Source organism: Parabacteroides sp. AF39-10AC (genome assembly GCF_003635405.1).
GTDB lineage: Bacteria > Bacteroidota > Bacteroidia > Bacteroidales > Tannerellaceae > Parabacteroides > Parabacteroides distasonis.
Map to the genome: position 1 here is coordinate 143,523 of NZ_QTLP01000002.1, position 18,666 is coordinate 162,188.

Annotated in this window: 14 protein-coding genes and 3 tRNA genes; 13 read left to right on the forward strand and 4 right to left on the reverse strand. The window is 44.8% G+C overall.

Annotated features, from left to right (window positions below):
• Positions 1-4 precede the first annotated feature (4 nt).
• The 4 genes from DW033_RS02495 (at position 5) to DW033_RS02510 (ending at position 6,825) form a co-directional block, all read left to right on the forward strand.
• On the forward strand, positions 5-1,654 hold the full coding sequence (locus tag DW033_RS02495) for a bifunctional aspartate transaminase/aspartate 4-decarboxylase (RefSeq protein WP_122382404.1): 1,650 nt from the start codon (positions 5-7) through the stop codon (positions 1,652-1,654).
• Positions 1,655-1,924: 270 nt separating this feature from the next.
• Positions 1,925-4,174 carry an aconitate hydratase gene (locus DW033_RS02500; RefSeq protein WP_122382445.1) on the forward strand — a complete coding sequence of 750 codons (2,250 nt, stop codon included), beginning with the start codon at positions 1,925-1,927 and terminating at the stop codon, positions 4,172-4,174.
• Between the two features lie 24 nt (positions 4,175-4,198).
• On the forward strand, positions 4,199-5,476 hold the full coding sequence (gene icd / locus DW033_RS02505; RefSeq protein WP_005856984.1) for an NADP-dependent isocitrate dehydrogenase: 1,278 nt from the start codon (positions 4,199-4,201) through the stop codon (positions 5,474-5,476).
• 5 nt (positions 5,477-5,481) lie between these two features.
• Complete coding sequence (locus tag DW033_RS02510) at positions 5,482-6,825, forward strand: citrate/2-methylcitrate synthase (protein WP_008772165.1); 1,344 nt, start codon at positions 5,482-5,484, stop codon at positions 6,823-6,825.
• 112 nt (positions 6,826-6,937) lie between these two features.
• On the opposite strand, the gene DW033_RS02515 is transcribed toward DW033_RS02510, so the two are convergent.
• A complete protein-coding gene (locus DW033_RS02515; RefSeq protein ID WP_005856980.1) occupies positions 6,938-7,213 on the reverse strand; it encodes a putative quinol monooxygenase in 276 nt (91 codons plus the stop codon).
• Positions 7,214-7,314: 101 nt separating this feature from the next.
• Here DW033_RS02515 and DW033_RS02520 point away from each other — a divergent pair, with 101 nt between their 5' ends.
• Complete coding sequence (locus tag DW033_RS02520) at positions 7,315-7,695, forward strand: GtrA family protein (RefSeq protein WP_005856979.1); 381 nt, start codon at positions 7,315-7,317, stop codon at positions 7,693-7,695.
• Between the two features lie 124 nt (positions 7,696-7,819).
• On the opposite strand, the gene DW033_RS02525 is transcribed toward DW033_RS02520, so the two are convergent.
• Positions 7,820-9,478, reverse strand: a complete 1,659-nt coding sequence (locus DW033_RS02525) for an amino acid permease (protein WP_008772164.1) — start codon at positions 9,476-9,478, stop codon at positions 7,820-7,822.
• A gap of 114 nt (positions 9,479-9,592) precedes the next feature.
• On the opposite strand from DW033_RS02525, the gene DW033_RS02530 reads away from it, so the two are divergent.
• On the forward strand, positions 9,593-9,925 hold the full coding sequence (locus tag DW033_RS02530) for a DUF3795 domain-containing protein (RefSeq protein WP_087342680.1): 333 nt from the start codon (positions 9,593-9,595) through the stop codon (positions 9,923-9,925).
• Between the two features lie 34 nt (positions 9,926-9,959).
• Here the strand turns inward: DW033_RS02530 and DW033_RS02535 are convergent, their stop codons facing one another.
• Positions 9,960-10,691, reverse strand: a complete 732-nt coding sequence (locus DW033_RS02535; RefSeq protein ID WP_087342683.1) for an SDR family oxidoreductase — start codon at positions 10,689-10,691, stop codon at positions 9,960-9,962.
• Positions 10,692-10,787: 96 nt separating this feature from the next.
• Here DW033_RS02535 and DW033_RS02540 point away from each other — a divergent pair, with 96 nt between their 5' ends.
• The 7 genes from DW033_RS02540 to DW033_RS02570 all read left to right on the forward strand — a co-directional run bounded on the left by DW033_RS02540 (position 10,788) and on the right by DW033_RS02570 (position 15,890).
• Complete coding sequence (locus tag DW033_RS02540) at positions 10,788-11,933, forward strand: acyltransferase (RefSeq protein ID WP_008772162.1); 1,146 nt, start codon at positions 10,788-10,790, stop codon at positions 11,931-11,933.
• Positions 11,934-12,078: 145 nt separating this feature from the next.
• On the forward strand, positions 12,079-13,434 hold the full coding sequence (locus tag DW033_RS02545) for a dipeptidase (RefSeq protein ID WP_009017450.1): 1,356 nt from the start codon (positions 12,079-12,081) through the stop codon (positions 13,432-13,434).
• Positions 13,435-13,445: 11 nt separating this feature from the next.
• The gene (locus tag DW033_RS02550; RefSeq protein ID WP_008772160.1) at positions 13,446-14,702 is read left to right on the forward strand and encodes an amidohydrolase; all 1,257 of its coding nucleotides are present in this window, start codon (positions 13,446-13,448) and stop codon (positions 14,700-14,702) included.
• Positions 14,703-14,713: 11 nt separating this feature from the next.
• Complete coding sequence (locus DW033_RS02555; RefSeq protein ID WP_005862304.1) at positions 14,714-15,541, forward strand: purine nucleoside phosphorylase I, inosine and guanosine-specific; 828 nt, start codon at positions 14,714-14,716, stop codon at positions 15,539-15,541.
• 79 nt (positions 15,542-15,620) lie between these two features.
• A tRNA-Gly gene (locus DW033_RS02560) sits at positions 15,621-15,693 on the forward strand.
• A 16-nt stretch (positions 15,694-15,709) separates the two neighbouring features.
• A tRNA-Leu gene (locus DW033_RS02565) sits at positions 15,710-15,793 on the forward strand.
• A gap of 13 nt (positions 15,794-15,806) precedes the next feature.
• Positions 15,807-15,890, forward strand: a tRNA-Leu gene (locus tag DW033_RS02570).
• Positions 15,891-16,029: 139 nt separating this feature from the next.
• Here the strand turns inward: DW033_RS02570 and DW033_RS02575 are convergent.
• Positions 16,030-18,588, reverse strand: a complete 2,559-nt coding sequence (locus DW033_RS02575; RefSeq protein ID WP_008779884.1) for an ATP-dependent Clp protease ATP-binding subunit — start codon at positions 18,586-18,588, stop codon at positions 16,030-16,032.
• Positions 18,589-18,666: the final 78 nt, after the last annotated feature.

Below are 18,666 nucleotides of genomic sequence, written 5' to 3' on the forward strand. Positions count from 1 at the left end.
ATGTATGGAAAAGAAGAAAATACAGATCACGAGAGAATATGAGAAAAAGATGTCGGAGATTAGCCCTTTCGAGCTAAAGAACATCTTGATAGAGTTAGCGGATGAAAGCGCTCGTAAAAGTACGCACATCATGCTGAACGCCGGAAGGGGAAATCCAAACTGGATCAGTACGGTTCCACGGGAGGCGTTCTTCCTATTAGGGCAGTTCGCCTTGGAGGAATGCCAGCGGGAAACCGAATTGGCAGATGAGATGGCCGGAGCCGCAGGGATTCCCAACCGGAAAAGGATCGCGTCTCGCTTCGTACAGTTCCTAAAGAAACATGCGCAATCTCCCGGCGCTACTTTATTGAAGGGTACCTATGAATATCTGGTCACGGAAAAAGGTGTAGATGAGAATGAGCTTGTATATGAATGGGCGGAAGGTGTCATTGGTGATCAATATCCGGTTCCCGATCGTATCTTGAAATATACAGAAATGCTCGTGCGGGATTATTTAGACCAAGAATTATGTGATAACCAGCCCCCTGAGGGAATATTCGACCTTTTCGCTACCGAGGGTGGAACTGCCGCCATGTGTTATATCTTCGATTCCTTGCAGCAGAATTTCTTGTTGAATAAGGGAGACAACATCGTTCTCTTCGCTCCGGTATTCACTCCTTATATAGAGATTCCGGAACAGGCTCGTTATCTTTTTAATGTCATAGAGATAAAAGCCTTGAAGATGACAAAAGACGGCTATCACACGTGGCAATATCAAGAAAAAGATTTAGATGTCCTGAAAGATCCTAGCGTGAAAGCCGCTTTCATAACAAACCCGAGCAACCCGCCTTCATACGGATTGACAAAAGCATTGATGAATAGGATCGTTGAGATCGTACGGAACGACAATCCCAACCTCATGATTATTACGGATGATGTGTATGCGACATTTATTCCGCATTTTCGCTCGATGATGGCCGAATTACCAAAGAATACGTTATGTGTCTACTCTTTCTCCAAATATTTCGGGGCAACCGGATGGAGATTGGCGGTAATCGCTTTACATCAAGATAATATTTACGACCGAATGATCCGTGAATTGCCAAGAGATAAACAGGAGCTTCTAAAAAAACGATATAGCAGTCTATCCTTACATCCCGAGGATATCCGCTTTATTGATCGTATGGTAGCCGATAGCCGTCAAGTAGCCTTGAATCATACGGCCGGTCTTTCCTTGCCACAGCAAACACAAATGTCTCTGTTTGCGTCTTTCGCTCTATTAGATGCGGAAAATACCTATAAGAAAAGGATGCAGGATATGATCCACGAGCGTTTACACACATTGTGGGAAAGCACCGGATTCACCTTATTAGACGACCCTTTGCGTGCGGGATATTATAGTGAGATCGATATGCTTGTCTGGGCTAAGAAATTCTATGGGGATGATTTCGTGGAATATCTAAAAAAGAATTACGAACCTCTGGATGTCGTTTTCCGTCTGGCACAGGAAACTTCCTTGGTTTTACTGAACGGAGGAGGTTTTGATGCTCCCGAGTGGTCTATCCGCGCATCTTTAGCCAACCTTAAACGGGAAGATTATGTCCGGATCGGAGAGGGTATCGCATCTATTTTGCATAGTTATGCCCAAAGATGGAAAGAAAGTCTCGATAAGTAGAAAAAACAGCTCCAAGGCTTGAACAAAACGGGCTAATGGTACGTTTTATTAATAAACGTGCGATTAGCCCGTTTTTCTAAGTTATCCGGGAGATTATAAATAACCTCTATAACCTCATAGAAATTATCGAACAAATTGTATTTCATTATATTATATATTTGTTGATAATAAAAACAAAGACTCATTGGCAGATGTCTTATTTATTACATTTTAGCTGGTTATAGATAAATATATTTGCGAAAAGGCTTACAATAAAAAACGAATATGAATATGGTGTACGACATTGACATGCTTAGAAATTTCTATGCAAATTTCCCCAGAAGAGTGGACACAGCCCGCGAACGTATCGGTGGTCGCCCGATGACCTTGGCCGAGAAAATCTTATATGCGCATCTATACGATGAAAGCTCGACTCGCCTTTTCAAAAGAGGTGAGGATTATGTGAATTTCCGTCCCGACCGTGTGGCTATGCAAGATGCCACCGCTCAGATGGCGCTTTTACAATTCATGAACGCCGGAAAAGAAAAATCCGCAGTACCGGCTACCGTGCATTGCGACCATTTGATCCAAGCGAATATGGGAGCCAAGACGGATATCGATACGGCTACCAAAAGCAATAGCGAGGTCTATGATTTCTTGAAATCGGTCTCCGATAAATATGGAATCGGTTTTTGGAAACCCGGAGCAGGCATTATCCATCAAGTGGTATTGGAAAATTATGCGTTTCCCGGCGGTATGATGGTAGGAACTGATTCACATACCCCGAATGCCGGAGGACTTGGAATGGTCGCTATCGGAGTAGGAGGAGCCGACGCCGTGGATGTCATGACCGGAATGGAATGGGAACTGAAGATGCCGAAACTAATTGGTGTTAAGTTAACTGGTAATTTGAATGGTTGGGCCTCGCCGAAGGACGTGATTCTTAAGCTAGCGGGCATCTTAACCGTAAAAGGTGGAACGAACGCTATCATCGAATATTTTGGTCCGGGCACCGCCTCAATCTCAGCGACCGGAAAAGCTACGATCTGTAATATGGGTGCCGAGGTAGGAGCGACGACTTCCTTATTTCCATTCGATAATACAATGGCTCAATATCTTCGTGCCACGGGACGTGACGAGGTAGCGAGCTGGGCCGAAGCTATCGGTGAATATCTGGAAGCGGATATGGACGTTCGTGCCGAGCCAGATAAGTTTTACGATCGTGTAATCGTTATTAACCTTTCCGAATTGGAGCCGCATATCAACGGTCCGTTCACGCCGGATGCAGCTACGCCTATCTCGGAGTTTGCCGCAAAAGTAAAAGCGAATGGCTATCCCCGAAAGATGGAGGTCGGATTAATCGGTTCCTGTACCAACTCTTCTTATCAAGATCTAAGCCGTGCGGCATCCATTGCTCGCCAAGCTTATGAGGATAAAATACCGGTAGCGGCACCCTTGATCATCAACCCGGGTTCCGAGCAAATCCGCTATACGGCGGAAAGAGATGGTATTATCGGTGATTTTGAACGGATTGGCGCAACCATTATGGCGAATGCCTGTGGTCCTTGTATCGGACAATGGAAACGTCATACGGATGATAATACCCGTAAGAATTCGATCGTTACTTCATTCAATCGTAACTTCGCTAAACGTGCGGACGGTAATCCGAATACACATGCTTTTGTCGCTTCTCCGGAACTGACACTGGCCTTGACCATCGCAGGTGATCTATGTTTCAATCCTTTGACCGATACCTTGAAGACAGAGGATGGTAAGGTTGTGAAACTGAAAGAACCGAAAGGCACGGATTTTCCGCCGAAAGGTTTCGAGGTAAAGGATAACGGCTATCTGGCACCTACGGGTAAGAACGTAGTGGTGAACATCGATCCGGAATCCAATCGCCTACAGGTATTAAAGCCTTTCGCTCCTTGGAACGGAGAGGATTTCACGAATATGCCCCTTCTTATCAAGGCTGAAGGTAAATGTACGACGGATCATATCTCGATGGCCGGTCCATGGTTACGTTTCCGTGGGCATTTGGAAAATATATCGGATAATATGTTGATGGGAGCCGTAAACGCTTTCAATGGGAAGACAAACTCTGTATTGAATCAACTGAACAATGAATATGAAGCAGTTTCTGCCGTAGCGAAACAATACAAGGCAAATGGTATTTCCTCGATCGTCGTAGCGGAAGAAAACTATGGTGAAGGCTCTTCCCGGGAACATGCAGCCATGGAGCCTCGCTTCCTAAATGTAAAAGTGATCCTAGCCAAGAGTTTCGCCCGTATCCACGAGACAAACTTGAAGAAACAAGGAATGTTAGCACTGACTTTCGCCGATAAGGAGGATTATAGCAAGATCCGTGAGAATGACCATATCTCGATCATCGGATTGAAAGATTTTCAGCCGGGCAAACCGTTGACGGCCGTTCTTCTTCATGCGGATGGTACGCAAGAATCATTCCCGGTTAACCATACGTATAATGATTTACAAATTAAATGGTTCAAGGCGGGTTCCGCTTTAAATACAGCTCACTAAGACAAACAAAAAAATCTTGATATCATGAGTAAGATAACAAAGAAAGGTAATCATATTTTCGTTCCGGATCACGTGACGATCCCTTATATTGAAGGAGATGGCGTGGGGCATGAGATCACTCCCGTTAGCCAAAAGATAGTAAACGCTGCCATCAAGCAAGCTTACAACGGAACCCGTTCCATTGAATGGAAAGAGGTCTTAGCCGGTGAAAAGGCGTTTAAGCAAACCGGAAGTTGGCTTCCCGATGAGACTATGGAAGCATTCCGTGAATACATCGTCGGTATTAAGGGACCGTTGACAACTCCGATTGGTGGAGGTATCCGTTCATTAAATGTGGCCCTCCGTCAGACGTTGGATTTATATGTTTGTCTCCGTCCGGTTCGTTGGTTTAAAGGAGTCGTATCTCCGGTAAAGGAGCCGCAGAAAGTGAATATGTATATCTTCCGTGAGAATACGGAAGATATCTATGCCGGAATCGAATGGCAACAAGGGACTCCGGAGGCACAAAAGTTATTGAAGTTCCTCACCGAGGAAATGGGAGTGAAGAAAATACGTTTCCCGGAAACTTCCTCTTTCGGCATCAAGCCGGTTTCTGTGGAAGGTACGGAGCGTCTGGTGCGTGCCGCTATCGAATACGCGATATTGCATCAGTTACCGAGCGTGACTTTGGTACACAAAGGTAACATCATGAAATTCACGGAAGGTGGTTTCAAACTATGGGGATACGCTTTAGCGGAACGGGAGTTTGCGGATCTCACTTTCACATGGCCTCAATATGAGAAGATCAAGAAAGAGCAAGGCGAGGAAGCGGCCAATACCGCCTTAGTGGAAGCTTCAAAGGCCGGTAAAATCATTATCAAGGATGTCATAGCCGATGCCTTCTTGCAAAACACTCTATTAATTCCGGAAGAATATTCCGTGATCGCTACTTTGAACCTGAACGGCGATTATATCTCCGATCAATTAGCGGCGATGGTAGGTGGCATTGGCATTGCTCCCGGCGCTAATATCAACTATAACAGTGGTCATGCGATCTTCGAGGCAACACATGGAACCGCTCCGAATATCGCGGGAAAGAATCTCGTAAACCCCTCTTCCTTATTATTATCATCCGTGATGATGCTGGAATATATGGGATGGAGTGATGCGGCTAACCTGATTACATCCGCTATGGAGCAAGCTTTCTCCGCTGGAGAGGCCACTCATGACTTGGCTCGTTTTATGCCGAACGGCAAATCTCTAGGCACCAAAGAATTTGGTGATCGTATCATCTCTATTATCGAAACAATTAAATTAGTATAGTAATGTTGAAGAAAGAATATTTAATTTACAAATTGTCCGAGGCTGCCAGAGAGGCTTGCAAGATTGACAACGAACTTTTCCCGATGTATAATGTGAAACGTGGCCTTCGTAACGAGGATGGTAGCGGCGTGTTAGTAGGATTGACCCAAGTCGGTAATGTAGTAGGATACGAACGCTTGCCAGAGGGCGGTCTTAAAGCGATCCCCGGTAAGTTATTCTATAGAGGTTACGACGTAGAGGATTTAGCTCGTGATTTCATCAAGGAAAAACGGTTCGGTTTTGAGGAAGTGGCTTATTTATTACTTTCTGGTAAACTCCCCGATAAAGAGGAATTATCAGCCTTTAAAGAACTGTTGAACGATAATATGCCCTTGGAGCAAAAGACCAAGATGAATATTCTGGATCTGGAAGGACAGAACATCATGAATATATTGGCTCGTAGCGTATTGGAGATGTATACCTTCGACGCAAACCCGGACGACACCTCCCGAGATAACTTAATGCGCCAATCTATTGAATTGATCTCTAAGTTCCCGACGATTATCGCTTATGCCTACAATATTTATCGTCATAGCACACAGGGGCGTTCTTTACACATCCGTCATCCGCACGAGAACTTATCGATCGCAGAAAATTTCCTTCACATGCTGAAACGTGATTTCACGGATCTGGACGCACGTACGTTGGATTTGCTCTTGGTATTGCAAGCAGAACATGGTGGTGGTAATAACTCTACGTTCACGGTACGCGTCACTAGTTCTACGGGAACGGATACGTACTCATCTATCGCAGCTGGTATCGGCTCATTGAAAGGCCCGTTGCACGGAGGCGCCAATATTCAGGTAGTAGATATGTTCCATCATTTAAAAGAGAATATCGCGGATTGGAAGAACGTGGACGAGATCGATACTTATTTCATGCGGATGCTTAACAAAGAGGCTTATAACAAGACAGGCTTGATCTATGGTATCGGCCATGCGGTCTATACGATTTCCGATCCCCGTGCGGTCGTATTAAAGGAACTGGCTCGTGATCTGGCAAAAGAGAAAGGTCGCTCTGAGGAATTCGCCTTCCTTGAGTTATTAGAGGAAAGAGCGATCGAATGTTTCGCCAAGCATAAAGGAACTAAGAAACGGGTTTCCTCGAACGTGGACTTCTATTCCGGATTCGTTTATGAGATGATCGGTTTGCCACAGGAAATCTATACGCCCTTATTCGCCATGGCCCGAATCGTGGGTTGGACCGCTCACCGTATCGAGGAGTTGAACTTTGACGGAAAACGCATCATCCGTCCGGCTTACAAGAACGTTTTGGACGATAGGGAATATATCTCAATCAACGAGCGATAACACTAAAAAAATCATAGTTATGTTTTCTTTCATTCATAGTTATAAGTTGAAGGATTCATAACTATGATTTTTTAGCATGTTCAGGCTTATAATAAGATCCTACATAAAACCCTTAAAATGTAAATTTCTCAAGTTTCATCGCACCTAATCCTTGCAATTTAGGAACCAACGTTACGAAATGCTCAGCTTTTTCGTGAGCTGATAAGGATTCAGCGTCTTTCCACGTCTCACAAATCATCAATACATCACTACGAGTAGAGCTCTCGAAAATATCATAAGCTATACAGCCATTGTCTTTCAAAGACTTTTCAACCAATTCTTTCGCAGTCTCCAATGCGGCGGGACGATTCTCCTCACTTACTTGAATAAATACATTTAGTCTAATCATACTCATAATTGTTTTAAGAATGTTACATACTTGATCAAAAGTACAGCACAAATATAGAAATAAACCCGTATATTTGTCATTCGAAACGTATAATTAACAGCATGAAGGAATCTGTTCGTATTCTTCGTTTCGCCATTGTAGGTTCTTCTAACGCTTTGATCACCGCATTGGTAATCTGGATATTAATGGATATTCTGGATTGTAATTACTTGTGGTCGAACATGGCTGGATATGTGGCTGCCTTGGTGAATAACTTCTTTTGGAGTAAATACTGGGTATTTTCTTCCGGGAAAGGTAATTTCTGGAAGGAGATTCCTTTATTCCTAATCGCTTTTGGTTGCGCTTACGCTACTCAATTCATATTCTTGCTTTTAATGGTGGAGGTGATCGATCTAAATGAATATCTGGGTCAGTTCCTTGGACTTTTCGTTTACGGAGCCGTTAATTTTATGATGAATAAGAGGCTTACTTTTAAGAGCTAGAATCCGATAAATCGTATCAAAGGAAGTGGTATAGTACGCCAGTAGTGGTGAAGGTCAACGCGACTATTCGCATAAGCCTTCACCACTACTGGTGTTGACCATCGAGACTAATCGTGCTGAATCGCTAACGGGTAAGGCTCGTAAACTGCTTCCCGAGTCTGTAAAGATAGAAAGCTAGATGCGTAAAAGCGAATACGAATGAGATAATCAATAAGACTTTACTTTCGCCCCATCCCACGGTTTGCTGGTGCCAAAGCCCCGTAATCACGCAAAGCACGGATAGGGTAATACCGATCATATCCAATGTGGTCTGTCCCGAGCGATGTTTCTGCATATGTTCCAGTTTGCTATGTTTGATGCCATAGCAGACATATATATCCAGACCGATTAACATCCATAATACCAAACGAATCCATGTATCAGCCGGGAGAAAAAGCATCATCACCAGACAAGTTATGATACCGGCGATAGGCACGAACGGAACCAACGGGGTCTTGAAAGACCGGGGAGCGTCCGGCATTGTCTTACGGACAATCAATACCCCGGCGCAAACTAGCGTAAAGGCGAACAAAGTCCCGATACTACACATCTCGCCCGCTACGCTCGCCGGAACGAAAGCTGCCAATGCACCGACCAATAACATAAACAGGAAATTACTTCGTGCCGGCGTGCGGAATTTCTCATGGATATGGGAAAATAGGGGAGGGAGCAGCCCATCCCGGCTCATACTCAAGAATACACGGCTCTGTCCTAATAACGTTACCATGATAACCGAGCAATACCCCAGTAAAATAGCTATTACGATCGCCCGGTTCATCCAAGGGTAATCCGGACGAATCACACCAGAAGCATCCATTTGCCCCATATGATCGATAGCTATTGCCACAGGAGCGATTCCATTCTGGCCAGCAAACGCTGAGTAATGTACGACTCCGGTCATCACGTGGGCAAACAACATATATAATATAGTACAAACCACTAATGACATCAAGATCCCGATCGGCATATTCCGTTTCGGGTTCTTGGTTTCCTGCGCCGCCGTACTTACAGCGTCGAAACCGAGGAAAGCAAAGAATACGATAGCCGCCCCTCGTAGGATACCGGAGAAACCGAACTCGCCTAGGGTCCCCGTATTAGCGGGTATATAAGGCGTATAATTCTCCATACGGATATATTTCCATCCCAAGACTACGAACACCAAGACTACGGAGACTTTCAAGAATACGATAATCCCATTGAAGATAGAACTTCCTTCCGTCCCTCGTATCAACAAAATACTCATTAACACCACGATCACGAAAGCCGGGATATTCACGATACCGCCATCCCAAGGGCAAGCCGTCAAGGCTTGCGGTAAATGTACTCCGAATCCTTCCAGAAAAACGACCAAATACCGACTCCAACTTATGCTAACGGTCGTAGCGGCCACGCAATACTCGAGCACCAAATCCCAACCGATAATCCAAGCGACCAACTCACCCATCGTGGCATACGAATAGGTATATGCGCTACCTGCCACCGGGATCATGGAAGCGAACTCGGCGTAACATAACCCGGCGAAACAACAGCCCAAGGCGGCGATAGCGAAAGATAAAGTAATGGCAGGCCCCGTATACCCGGCGGCCACCGCACCCGTAATGGAGAACAATCCGGCACCGATAATAACACCGACACCTAAGGCGATCAAACTCCACGGGCCAAGGATACGCTTCAGCGATTTACTGCCCGAATCATTTGCCTCGGTCATCAAATCCGCTAAAGGCTTCTTAATAAATAAACCCATCTGTATAGATTAAAAAATTAGTAATTGGGCGCAAAGGTAGGAATTTTTATTATGTTTGCCGAAAAGTAAAAGCAAGGACAGAAACAAACAAGAAAATAAATAGACAACTAAATAATGAAACAATTGATAGCCTGTTGCGGATTAGATTGCGAAAGTTGCGATGCCCGCATAGCCACAGTTAAGAATGATAATGAGCTAAGAGAAAAAACCGCACAAAAGTGGAGCGCCATGAACAATGCGCCCGAAATTACAGCCGCAACTATAAACTGTATGGGTTGTCGTGCGGACGGAGTGAAATTTGCGTATTGCAGTGATTATTGTGAAATATGCAAATGTGTATCCGGAAAAGGCTTTAATACATGTGGCGATTGTGATGAATTGGATAGTTGCCAGATAGTCGGTGCGGTCCTTCAGCATGCTCCCGGCGCAAGAGAAAATCTAATGTAGAAGCAAAAAAGATGAACCTCTAACATATCCGATCCTAATTCCGTATCGGCAGCCGTTCCCAAAGCCATTCAGGGATCAGTCTCCAGAGAAAGACAAGGATAGCGTATCTCCAATCGATGATCGCCCTTCTCTTTTTCCGGTCTATAGCGTTGGCGATACGCAGGGCGGCATATTGGGGAGACATCAGCATAGGATAATTCCTGCCGTCTTTCAATAAATCCGTACGGACAAATCCCGGACGGATATCCGTAAGTATAATAGGCTGTTTCTCCATACGGGAAAGTTGGGCTAAAGCGTCTATATAAATATTTTGGTATCGTTTGGTAGCCGAGTAGGAGGGAGCGACACCTAATCCTTTGGTTCCGGCAATAGAGCTGATTACAGATATATGCCCGCCACCTTGACTGGAAAAATAACGATAGGCCGCTAGTACCATACGTGTAAAGCCTGTCACATTCGTCTGTATCGTAGCTTGTTCAATGGAAGTATCTAAGTTTTTATTCTGGTTGCCGATCCCTGAACTAAGCAGGAAGATGTCCATTCCTCCCAAATCACGGATTAATTCGTCTAAACGATCAGCGGCATCCTCGGCGGTCACGTCCAACTGCTTTATCTGGATATGCTCCGGATCTTGCTTACGAAACTCCTCCAACCGATCAACCCGACGACCAGCCAATCCCAGTTGATATCCTCGTTTCCAATAAATCTTAGCAACCTCATAGCCGATACCGGAGGTAGCGCCGATAATGATAATTCGTTTGACCATAATACTTGATACAATAAATTAACAATAAAGATAAACAAAATTCTCATACTAAGCTCTATCTTTGTCACCCATCTTTTAAATTTAACACATAAATCCATGAACAACGCAACAACACAGTCACATATCGTGTGGCTCGATGTAATACGAACCGTAGCTATGCTGATGGTTATTGGAGTACATTGTATAGATCCTTTTTATATCTCACCTACACTCGGAAGTTTACCGGAATATAAACATTGGGCCGCTGTTTACGGCTCTCTTTTACGGCCCTCCGTTCCTCTTTTCGTTATGATGACGGGACTTTTACTATTGCCTATACGGGAACAATCTTTAGGTGTTTTCTATAAAAAGAGAATATATAGGGTATTATTTCCTTTTTTGATATGGTCTGTATTATACAATATATTCCCTTGGGTTACAGGGCTATTAGGTTTGCCGAAAGAGATAATCGGTGAGTTTTTCTGCTATGTGCAAGGAAATGAGTCACAATCCTTATCCGACGCATTGAAAGACATCGCCATGATCCCGTTCAATTTCAGTTTTAAGGAAAACCATATGTGGTATATTTATTTACTTATCGGATTGTATCTGTATATGCCATTCTTCTCCGCATGGATCGAGAAGGCGGATCGTTCCAAAGAGAGGGTCTATTTAGGGATATGGTTCGTATCTCTTTTCTTGCCTTATATGTCTGCCTATATCAGCAAATATTTATACGGGGAAGCGACGTGGAATCAATTCGGCATGTTTTATTATTTCGCAGGATTCAACGGATATCTCCTATTAGGACATTACTTAAAACAAGGTAATAATTGGAATATTTGGAAAACCTTCGCTATTTGCGCAGCCATGTTTGTGGTTGGTTATGCCATAACCTATTGTGGATTCAGTTCGGCCGCAGCGAATCCCGAGGCAACAGAATTGGATATGGAGTTATTTTTCACCTTCTGTAGTCCGAATGTAGTCTTAATGACGGCAGCTGTATTTATTCTTCTTCAAAAGGTACGTATTCATAATACTCTCATAGCTAAAAAACTATCGAAAATATCCAAATATGGTTTCGGAATCTATATCGTACATTATTTTGTCGTAGGTCCGATCTTTATCTTGATCGGGAAGTTTGATTTACCGATACCTTTGCAAGTACCCATAATGGCACTTTTGATTTTCATAATCTCATGGGCGTTTACTTGGTTCATGTACCGTATATTAGGTGAACGAGCTAAATGGATCATGGGATGAAACTCTTTCGTATACTGCAACCCGCCTTGCCGTGTTACTGCACGCCTATTGTAGTAACACGGCTAAAATACCATAAAACTCCTTGCAATCCCCATCTGTTTCGTTATATTTGCTACAATTTATAAACTTGATAAAATAAAACGCTATGTCAGTAAAATCTTATATCGAATCCAATAAGGATCGTTTTCTTGAGGAATTGTTCTCTTTAATCCGCATTCCGTCAATCAGCGCCAAGCATGAGAATAAGCCGGACATGTTGACATGTGCCCAGCGTTGGACTGAGGTGCTGTTGTCTTCTGGTGCGGATAAGGCCGAGGTAATGCCTACGAAAGGCAATCCTGTCGTATACGCCGAGAAAATGGTATCTCCCAATGCTCCGACCGTATTGGTTTACGCTCATTACGACGTGATGCCCGCCGAACCTTTGGAATTGTGGAAGAGTGAACCTTTCGAGCCGGTGATCCGGGACGGACGCATTTGGGCCCGTGGAGCAGACGATGATAAGGGACAGGGTATGATTCAAGTAAAAGGTTTTGAGACAGCGATTAAAGAAGGCTTGTTACAGTGTAACGTGAAGTTTATTTTCGAAGGAGAGGAGGAGATAGGTTCTCCTAGCTTGGAAGATTTTTGCCGGGAACATAAAGAATTATTGAAAGCGGATGTAATCCTCGTTTCCGATACAAGCATGGTCAGCGCTGAAACACCGTCGCTCACGACAGGCTTACGTGGTTTGGCTTACTGGGAAATAGAAGTAACCGGACCGAACCGCGATTTGCATTCCGGTCATTTTGGCGGAGCCGTAGCGAATCCGATCAATGTACTTTGCAAATTGATGGCAGATATCACCGACGTGGATGGACGCATCACGATCCCGGGTTTTTATGACGACGTGGAGGATGTATCTCCCGCAGAACGGGAGATGATCGCCCAAATCCCATTCGACGAGGAAAAATATAAGAAAGCGATCGGGGTAGACGCTCTTTTCGGAGAGAAAGGCTATTCTACGCTAGAACGTAATAGTTGTCGGCCTTCTTTCGATATCTGTGGTATTTGGGGCGGATATACGGGGGAAGGAAGCAAAACTGTATTGCCTTCAAAGGCTTATGCCAAGGTTTCCACTCGTTTGGTTCCACACCAAGATCATGCCAAGATCTCCCAAATGTTTGAGGAGTATATAGCTCGTGTGACCCCACCTTATGTTAAAGTGAAAGTTACGCCCAGCCATGGCGGGCAAGGATATGTTTGTCCGATAGACTTGCCAGCTTATCAAGCGGCAGAAAAGGCTGTTGGCATCGCATTCGGGAAGAAACCGTTGGCGGTTCGTCGCGGAGGTAGCATTCCTATTATCTCTACATTCGAGCAGGTATTAGGTATCAAGACCGTACTGATGGGATTCGGCTTGGAGCAAAACGCGATCCATTCGCCCAACGAGAGTCAGGAGTTGGATATCTTCTTCAAGGGAATCGAGTCGGTAGCGGAATTCTACCGTTTATATAAATAAGAAGGAAGAAGATGAGTATATTAATAAAGAATGTCCTGTTTAACGATAGGACGATTGATATCTATATCGAAGGAAAAGAGATCAAGCAAATAGGAGAGGGCTTGTCTTTTCCTGCCGATAAGATACTGGATGGTAGCCGTAAAGCCGTCATTCCCGGTTTCGTGAACGCTCATACACATGCTGCCATGACTTTGTTCCGCGGCTTCGGCGATGATATGCCGCTTATGCCATGGCTTGAGCAAAAGATCTGGCCGAATGAGGCGAAAATGACCCGTGAGGATGTATATTGGGGAGCGAAATTAGCGTGCTTGGAAATGATAAAAAGTGGCACGACCACTTTCTTCGACATGTATCAACGCCCTCGTGTCACGGCCGATGTGACGGAGGAGATGGGATTGCGAGGTATCATAGCCGGCGTTTGCTTCGATGGTTTTGATAAAGAAGAGGCGGAGAAATGCAAACGCCATAACGAGCGACTGATCCAAGATGTGGATAACTACAGCAAACGGGTTCGCTTCTCGATCGGGCCGCACGCCATCTATACCGTTTCCGGTGAGCTTCTGAAATGGGCGCATCGGTTCGCTATGGAACATCAAATCCCGATCCATCTGCATCTAGCAGAGACAGAGGGGGAAGTGAAAGACTCTCTCGATAGATTCGGACTCACTCCTGTACGTTATTTATATAAGTTAGGTGTGCTTTCTCCACGTTTGATTATCGCTCACGGAATTTACATCGATGATGACGAGCTTCGCATGTTGGCCGATCACGAGGTGAAAGTCGTACATAACCCGGCCTCAAACATGAAACTGGCTTCCGGTATTCATTTTAAGTTTAAGGAAATGCGCCAATTGGGTATTACCGTGGGATTGGGAACGGACGGTTGTTCCTCTTCCAATAACTTGGATATGATCGAGGCGATGAAGCTGGCTTCCCTGTTAGGAAAAGCTTGGCGAAAGGATCCCGAAGCCTTGACCGCAAATGAGATGCTGCAAGCCGCTACTGCGGAAGGAGCCGCTATGTTCGGTTTAAAAGCCGGGCAGATCAAGGAAGGGTATTTAGCCGATCTATGTTTGATAGATCTCAACACCCCCGCTTTTACCCCGAACTTCAATTTCGTCTCAAATCTTGTATACGCCGCCAACGGCAGTTGCGTGGATACCGTTATCTGTGATGGTAAAATATTGATGGAGAATAAGAAGGTACCGGGAGAGGACGAGATTATGGAGAAAGCGACAGAGATAGCTTATAACTTGATGAAACGTTAAATTGATTAAATATGGAAATGATTAAAACCGAACAATATCGGGAAGCGGCCGCCTATTTAGCTAGCCGGATCGAAGGTAACCCGGAGACCGCCATTATCCTTGGTAGTGGCTTAGGCTCTTTAGCCGATCAAATAACAGATCCTATAGTGATACCTTATGCGGAGATCCCACATTTTATGAAATCTACCGCTACCGGGCATAAGGGGAATTTTATTTGTGGCAAACTAGGGGATAAGCAAGTCTTGGCTATGCAAGGCCGTTTTCATTACTATGAGGGCTACACAATGCAACAGGTCACTTTTCCCGTACGTGTAATGAAGCTCTTAGGAATCAAGAACCTTTTGGTCTCGAACGCCGCCGGAGGTATCAATAATACGTTCAAGGTAGGTGATCTGATGATCATCCGGGATCATATCAATATGATGCCGAACCCGCTGATCGGTCCGAACAATGAGGATTTCGGCACTCGTTTCCCGGATATGACCCGTGCTTATGATCGTGAATTTATCCGCTATGTGGAAGAAATAGCCGCCTCCCGATCTATCCCGTTAAAGAAAGGTGTATATGTAGGTTTGACAGGCCCTTCCTTCGAGACTCCTTCCGAGTACGCTTTCTATGGAAAAGTCGGGGGAGATGCGATCGGCATGAGTACGGTACCGGAAGTAATCGTGGCACGTCATGCGGGCTTGCGTGTATTCGGTATGTCTGTCATCACGAACGAAGGTTATCACTTCGCTGACGACTTTGTAAATGATGGTGCCGATGTTATCGTAGCGGCTAATAAAGCAGCATCTGTTATGACACAACTATTTACGGAATTGGTCAAAAAAATCCAATAAAAAAGTAACGCAAAGGCTTGGTGGTTTCAATGAAATCACTACCTTTGCACTCGCAATCGAGAACAAAGCGGTTGTATATGCGGAAGTAGCTCAGTTGGTAGAGCATAACCTTGCCAAGGTTAGGGTCGCGGGTTCGAGTCCCGTCTTCCGCTCTTTCTCGTATTGATTGCCCAGGTGGCGGAATTGGTAGACGCGCTCGTTTCAGGTGCGAGTGGTTTTGCGATCGTGCAGGTTCGAGTCCTGTTCTGGGCACCCTTCCTAAAATGCGCAGGTGGTGGAATTGGTAGACACGCTACTTTGAGGGGGTAGTGCCGGTTACGGCGTGTGAGTTCAAGTCTCATCCTGCGTACTTAAGTAAAAAAAGAAATAAGAGCATGATCTATTCAATTAGGTCATGCTTTTTTTGTGTGTCAAAATGACAGACGAATAAGATGGACGAACATAAAAAAAGCCGGACTCACGCCCGGCTTCTATATTCATAGACAAACTTATTCAGCATCTTTCTTTTTTATCGAAGTCGTGATTTTCTGCTCTTCCTTATCAAAGTCTACGATAATCGTATCGCCTTCACCTACTGAGGCACGGATAATCATCTCCGCCATCTCATCTTCCAGATACTTCTGGATCGCACGCTTCAACGGACGGGCACCGAATTGGATATCGTAGCCTTTTGTCGCAATGAAATCTTTTGCCTCGTCTGTGATCGACAACTCATAGCCCAGATTTGATACACGCTGATACAGACCCTGTAACTCAATATCGATAATCTTATGAATAGCGGCTTTATCAAGCTGATCGAACATAATGATATCATCCACACGGTTCAAGAACTCTGGAGCAAATGCTTTATTCAACGCTTTCTGGATCACGCTACGGGAGAAATCCTTATCCGGCTCACCAGCCATCTGGGTATTGAAACCAACGCCACGGCCGAAATCTTTCAATTGCCGGGTACCAATATTGGAAGTCATGATCAAGATCGTATTCTTGAAATCAATACGTCTACCCAGACTATCCGTCAAACGGCCTTCATCCAAGACTTGCAGCAGCAAGTTAAATACATCCGGATGCGCCTTCTCGATCTCGTCCAATAAGACCACTGAATAGGGCTTGCGACGTACTTTCTCTGTTAACTGGCCACCTTCCTCGTAACCAACGTATCCGGGAGGCGCTCCGATCAAACGGGAAACAGCGAATTTCTCCAAGTATTCACTCATATCGATACGTACCAAAGAATCCGCCGAATCAAATAGATATTCAGCAAGCTTCTTGGCCAAGTGAGTTTTACCTACACCCGTCGGTCCTAGGAACATAAAAGTTCCGATCGGCTTATTCGGATCTTTCAAGCCAACACGGTTACGTTGAATTGCCTTTACAATCTTTTGAACAGCATCATCCTGCCCGACCACCTTACTTTTCAATACGTCCGCCATTTCCAGAAGCTTGACATTCTCTGCCTTAGCGATACGTTGAACAGGCACACCAGACATCATGGCAACAACTTCAGCGACCTTCTCTTCATCAACGGTCTCCCGATGTTCTTGAAGCTCTTGTTCCCATTTAGCTTTCGCGGCCTCCAGTTGCAATAAATACTGACGCTCCTTATCGCGGAAACTTGCGGCTAACTCAAAGTTCTGAGATTTCACGGCCGCTAATTTCTCATTCTTCGTATCCTCGATCTTTGCCTCAAGCTCTTCGATACTTTTCGGAACAATGATATTAGATATATGTACACGGGAACCGGCCTCGTCTAAAGCATCGATCGCCTTATCCGGGAAATTACGGTCACTGATATATCTTTCTGTCAATTTTACACACGCTTGTAAAGCATCTTCAGTATAGATCACATTATGGTGCTCCTCATAACGAGGTTTGATATTACGCAAGATCTGCAAAGTTTCTTCCGCCGTAGTCGGATCAACGATCACTTTCTGGAAACGACGTTCCAACGCACCGTCTTTCTCGATATTCTTACGATATTCATCCAAAGTAGTAGCGCCAATGCATTGAATCTCACCACGAGCCAACGCAGGTTTCAGCATATTCGCCGCATCCATAGATCCGGAAGCGGAACCAGCGCCAACAATCGTATGAATCTCATCGATAAAGAGGATGATATTCGGGTTCTTCGATAACTCATTCAAGATAGCCTTAATACGTTCCTCGAATTGTCCGCGGTATTTCGTACCGGCGACAATAGAAGCCATATCCAAGCTAATCACACGCTTATCGAATAACACCCGGGAAACCTTACGCTGAATAATGCGTAAAGCCAATCCCTCTACGATAGCCGACTTACCCACACCCGGCTCACCAATCAATACCGGATTATTTTTCTTCCTACGGCTTAATATCTGGGCCAAACGCTCGATCTCCTTCTCACGTCCCACAATCGGGTCTAGACGGTTTTCTGCGGCGGCACGTGTCATATCCGTTCCGAAGTTATCCAGAACAGGTGTATCATTAGGGGATTTCGGTTGAGCGGCTCCCGCTCCAGTACCGGAAGAGGGGCGAGATGCCTCACGACGAGAGGAGAAACCTTCGTCCTCGTCATCTTCGTCATCATCCGTATATCCGTCGCTGATCTCGTCGAATTCCTCCATATTATTCAAACCGGTTCCGCTTACTAATATATTATATGCGGAACGATAAGTAATACCCGCATCGTTCAACACCTTGGCGGCTACGTTAAACTCCTCTTTCAATATCGCCAATAGGAGATGTTCCGTATCGGTCTCATCTTCCTTGAATAAACGAGATTCCAGCATACTCATACGCAAGACACGTTCTGTAGTCTTACTTATAGCGATCTCATGCTGGACAGAATCCTCAGAATCGAATGTGTTCTTTATTTCTTGCTCAATCTTGCGTTTAATATCCATCGGATCGGTATGTAGCTCTCGCAAGACACGCATTGCCTCGCCTTCGCCTTCCCGAATGATGCCTAGCATCAAATGTTCCGGCCCGATATAGCTATTCTGGAGCCTAGCCGCTTCTTCACGGCTATACTCAATCACGTCAATCAATCTTTTCGAATAATTTTTCATACTATATTATATATGTACTGATTACGCAAAGTTACATAATCTATTCCAACTATCATCAAATTTCGTGCCATTATTCCT